This window comes from Clostridium sartagoforme AAU1, from assembly GCF_000401215.1.
Taxonomy (GTDB): Bacteria; Bacillota; Clostridia; order Clostridiales; family Clostridiaceae; genus Clostridium; species Clostridium sartagoforme.
The window spans coordinates 1-4,970 of sequence record NZ_ASRV01000059.1 but is presented as its reverse complement, the minus strand read 5'-3'; the positions used below and the strand labels follow the sequence as shown (position 1 = coordinate 4,970).

The 4,970-nt window shown below is 25.0% G+C and carries 5 protein-coding genes and 1 pseudogene; all 6 read left to right on the top strand.

The window, feature by feature from the left end:
• Positions 1-152 precede the first annotated feature (152 nt).
• The 6 genes and pseudogenes from A500_RS05065 to A500_RS21095 all read left to right on the top strand — a co-directional run bounded on the left by A500_RS05065 (position 153) and on the right by A500_RS21095 (position 4,775).
• Positions 153-1,475 (top strand): methyl-accepting chemotaxis protein, encoded by a 1,323-nt coding sequence (locus A500_RS05065; RefSeq protein WP_016206509.1) that lies wholly within the window; start codon positions 153-155, stop codon positions 1,473-1,475.
• Positions 1,472-1,657, top strand: coding sequence for a hypothetical protein (locus A500_RS05060; protein ID WP_016206508.1), 186 nt, complete (start codon positions 1,472-1,474; stop codon positions 1,655-1,657). The genes A500_RS05065 and A500_RS05060 overlap by 4 nt, the downstream gene beginning before the upstream one ends.
• Positions 1,658-1,929: 272 nt before the next feature.
• Positions 1,930-2,736 carry a cation diffusion facilitator family transporter gene (locus A500_RS05055; RefSeq protein ID WP_016206507.1) on the top strand — a complete coding sequence of 269 codons (807 nt, stop codon included), beginning with the start codon at positions 1,930-1,932 and terminating at the stop codon, positions 2,734-2,736.
• A gap of 195 nt (positions 2,737-2,931) precedes the next feature.
• Entirely contained in the window at positions 2,932-4,101 is a 1,170-nt protein-coding gene (locus A500_RS05050; protein ID WP_016206506.1) for a sensor histidine kinase, read from the top strand.
• Positions 4,094-4,479 (top strand): annotated as a pseudogene (locus tag A500_RS22030) (response regulator). The gene A500_RS05050 and the pseudogene A500_RS22030 overlap by 8 nt, the downstream one beginning before the upstream one ends.
• Before the next feature lie 53 nt (positions 4,480-4,532).
• Positions 4,533-4,775, top strand: coding sequence for a response regulator transcription factor (locus A500_RS21095; protein WP_242835044.1), 243 nt, complete (start codon positions 4,533-4,535; stop codon positions 4,773-4,775).
• The last annotated feature ends 195 nt before the right edge of the window (positions 4,776-4,970 follow it).

Genomic DNA, 4,970 nt, shown 5'->3' with positions numbered 1-4,970 from the left:
AGANAGAAAGTTATACTAACTCGTAATAACTTCGTAATAATTGTATGTACTATACGTAAGTTTATTACGAATTAAACTCTAATAAGAAAAAAGATGTACTATCTAAGGGGAAAAATATAAAAGGAAGTATATCAACAGCTGATATAGATACAGTGATAAAGGACAGGGCAACTGGAAGTTATGATTATAAAAAATTAAAGAGTGATTTATCAAATGCAAGAAGTAATGAAAATATTATATATGCATCAATATTAACAAAAGGAAATGAAGAAAAAGTAGAAATAATAGTAGATACAGCAAATAACTTATTAAACTTCAGCAAAAAAGTAGAGTCAACTACTGCAATAAAAGACTCTTTTAATGGTGAGATAATATCTACACAGTTTAAGGATAAAGATAAAACCTTAATAAAAGCGTATTATCCGATTAAAGACATGAATGGCAAAATTACTGCTTTATTGGAAATATCAGAAGATATCACTAATATTATAAGTGCTAGAGATGTTATACTAGTTCAGCTTGGAGTATTATCAATTATTTTAATTATTGTTTATGGAATAGTATCATTTATTTTATCAACAAATATTAATAAAAATGTAAGGACAGTTATAAATGGACTTATTACAATTTCTGATGGGGATTTAACAAAAGTTGTAGAAGTTAAAAGTAATGATGAAATTAAGTTAATCGGAAACTATATTAATGATTTACAATTGAAAATTTCAGCAATGATAGATAAAATTCTATATTTATCAAACAAAGAATTAACAGATATAGAAAAACTTTCTCAATCAAGTAAAGAAATGGCAGCATCATCACAAGAAGTAACAGCAACAATTCAAGAAGTCGATTCGAATATATATATTCAAAATGAAGGAGCAAAGGAAATTAGTAATTTACTTAATGGATTTGAAATATCAATTCAAGAGGTAAAGTCATTGATTAATGAAACAAATCATCTTTTAAATAATGTAAATAGGCAACTAAGTACTAATAAAGAAGATTTAGTAATGCTTAAAGATTCAAAGACCGATATACAAAATTATTCATCTTATATGAATAATGAGTTAGGAGAATTATATTACTCATTAGAAAAGATAAAAGATATAGCTATTTTTATTGATTCTATAGCAGATCAAACTAATCTTTTAGCATTAAATGCATCTATTGAAGCTGCTAGAGTAGGTGAAGCAGGAAGAGGGTTTGCAGTAGTAGCTAATGAAATAAGAAAACTAGCAGAAGAAGTTAAAAACTCTTCCCTTAACATAGATAATCTTTTAACTACTGTAATAAAAGAAGGAAATGATGTGAAAAATACATCGGAAATTATGAATGAAAAGTTATCTAACCAATATGGTGTTATAGATAAATCAATACTATCATTTAAAGAGATAGTAGATCAAATAATTGAGATAATTCCTAAAATGACTGATGTTAATAATAAAATGGATATGGTATCATCAGAAAAAATATGATAATAGATTCTATAGAAAAATCAATAGTATTATTAGAAGAGATATCTCATTCTTCAGAAGAAATTAAAAGTTTTTCAGAGGAACTTAGTTCTATGGCTCAAGGAGTTGCTGAAGTTGGTGAAGAATTAAATGCAAGTACAAATGAAAAAAATATGGAAATAAACAAATTTAGAATAAAATAATATCTTTTAAGGTATAAATACAAGATATATAATGTACTTTTATGCTTTCTCATTAAAATCATTAAATTATAAATAGTCATATTAATAGAATATATAGAACATCTATATGAATAGAACAAAGCTCCTTAAAAGAGTAAAATGATATCATAAGAATTTCAGGTCGAAGGAGTGATATTATGAAAGCGGAAAACAAAATTCTTAAGTTTTCAGCAATAGGTGGATTGTTCTTCGCTATCTTAGGTATTGCATGGGGATGAGCTATACATTCAGAAATGATAACTTTTGATGGATTATACTCATTAGTAAGTCTAGGATTAGCATTATTTGCAATTATTACTACTAATTTTATAAATAAAAATGATTTTAATAATTACCCTTTTGGAAAGGCAACACTAGAACCGCTATTAGTAATAATTAAGTCGTTAGTATTACTAATAACTTGTTCTATAAACATGATATCTTCTATAAAAGAAATTTTAAATGGAGGTAATGATGTAGAAGCAGGTTTTGCATTAGGATATGCATTAATTTCATCTATTGGATGTACTTTAGTATATTTATATATGAGAAAATCATCAAAAAATCTTAATTCTGAAATAGTTAAAGTTGAAAGTAGTCAGTGGTTTATGGATGCTATGTTAAGTGTAGGAGTTTTAGTAGGATTTTTATTATCAATACTTCTAAAGAGTATTGGACTAGCAACATTATCAAGTTATGTAGATCCAGGAATGGTTATTTTAAGTTCTGCAATATTTTTAAGGATGCCTATAACCTCCATAATTGATGCTTTTAGAGAAATAAGCAATTCTACAGCTGATGAACAAATTAATTATGATATAAATGCTTTAGTAAAAGAGATACAAAAAGAATATGAATTAGAAGATTCTATAGCAAGAGTAGCTAAGGTAGGGAGAGAACTTAGAATAGAAATAGATTTTATTGTATCAAAAGATTCAAAGATAAAATCAATAGAAGATATGGATAAGGTAAGAGAAATAATAGATAAAAACACTAATCATTTTGATTTGAAAAAGTGGATGAATGTATCCTTTACCGAAAATAGAAAATGGGCTATATAATATTTGCTATAGCTAAGACAGTAGAATTAATAATTAAAAATAATATTATTTTTAATTATTAATTTTTTTGTTTTATATTTTAAATATATTTTTATAGAGTTTAAACTTTTATTCAAACATTTTACTAATCAATAATTTTATGGTATTTTAATGTTATATTTGATGTTTTAACCAATAAATATAGCTGGAGGTATTATGATAAAAGATAAGTATTGTAATTATACTGTAAGGGAAATAGTAGATGAAGTTATAGAAGAAATAAACTCAGGTAAGGGCAAGATATTCCATATTGCAGATCGCATGAGAGATGAAGTGGATGTGAAAAAAAGAGAACTTATTGATATAAAAAAAAGACTAGAAAAAGTTATTGAGGATGTAGATTATTTAGAAAAAATAGACAAGTTGATGAGGAATAAATTAGTAGAAGAGTCTAAAAAAACACATCAAACAAACTCAGATATGTTTAAACAGATATACGAAGAAGCCTTAGATATACGAGTAAAATATATAACTAAGCAAAATGAAGAAAAGGATCTTATATCTAAAAGGGATTCTCTAGAAAGAACTTTAAAAGTTTATAATTTAAGTATAGAAGAAGCTCAAAGTGCTGTTAATCAGATAAATATTGCCTTAGGATATTTAGATGGAAAAGTATTAGATAGTATAAATGATGAAGATGAAAAAAATGAAATGATAACTGGAATAAAAATATTAGAAAATCAGGAATTAGAAAGAAAAAGAATTGCAAGAGAGATACATGATGGCCCAGCACAATATATTGCAAATGCCATGATGAGAATAGATTTTTGTAAAGTAGTTCTAAGAAAAGATTTAGAAAAAGGAATAAGGGAATTAGATGACTTAAAATCAAATGTAAGAACGGCTTTAAAAGAAGTCAGAGGAATAATATACGATTTAAGACCATTATCACTTGAAGAGCATGGATTAAATAATTCTATAAAAGAAATGAAAAATATTATTTCATCAGAAAATGATATAAAAATAAATCTTTTTATTGAGGAATCTGAATTTAAAGTAGAAAATATAATACAAATTGCTGTGTACAGAATTATTCAGGAAATATTGCATAATATTAAGAAACACTCTAATTCTAAGAATGCCGAAATAAGAATTAATTATACAAAAGAGTATATATTTATTTATATTCAAGATGATGGAAGAGGTTTTGATGTTAAAGAAACCTTACTGAGTACAAAACAAAAAGGAAATCGCTATGGTTTAATAGGTATATTTGAGAGAGTGAAACAATTAAGAGGTAAAATAGAATTGAAATCTTCTGAGGGACAAGGAACAATATATAAAATAAAACTTCCAATAAGTAGAAAGGTAAAAAGTAATGATTGATAATAAAATTAGTGTTATGGTAGTGGATGATCATGATTTAATAAGAGAAGGGTTAAATAGAATAATAAGCTTTGAAGAGGATCTTTTAATAGTTGGACAATTTAAAAATGGGGAAGAAATGTTGAATTCCTTAAAAGAAAACATTCCTGATGTAGTTTTATTAGATATAAATATGCCAATAAAAAATGGATTAGATACATTGAAGATATTAAAAAAATATATTTAAATATAAAAGTAGTAATGCTTACTGTAGAAAATGATAGAAAAACTATAATGGAAGCTATAGATATAGGGGCTGACGCATATATTTTAAAGGAATCAGCAGGAACTGAAATTGTAAGAGCAATAAGAAGTGTGTATATAGGAGAAAATATATAGATAATTCCTTAATAAAAGCTATATTTTTAGATATAAAAAAGAGTAATAATAATATGATAAAGAACAAGGAAACAGAAAACTTAGAATCATTAACCAATAGAGAATTGAGTATATTATATGAAATTTCTAAGGGGTTAAAGAATAAAGAAATAGCAGATAAATTGTTTCTATCCGAAAAAACAGTAAAAAATTATATTACAAGTATATTTAAAAAAATAGAGGTTGATGATAGAGTTCAAGCTACAATATATGCAATTCGTAATAATATAGAAGAATTTTATGAAAATAAATTGTAATAATTGCTAGAATTCTAATTTATTTATACGCAATTTATCTAAAATAAAGGTATACTGTTAAAAAAACAACAAAAAATTAAATTCGAAATACGTTTACACTTAATTTTATAATATGAAATATATATTATAAAATATAAGATTAAAATTAATGAAATATAGTAATATATCAATAAAACGATTGCATATGCAAAAAAT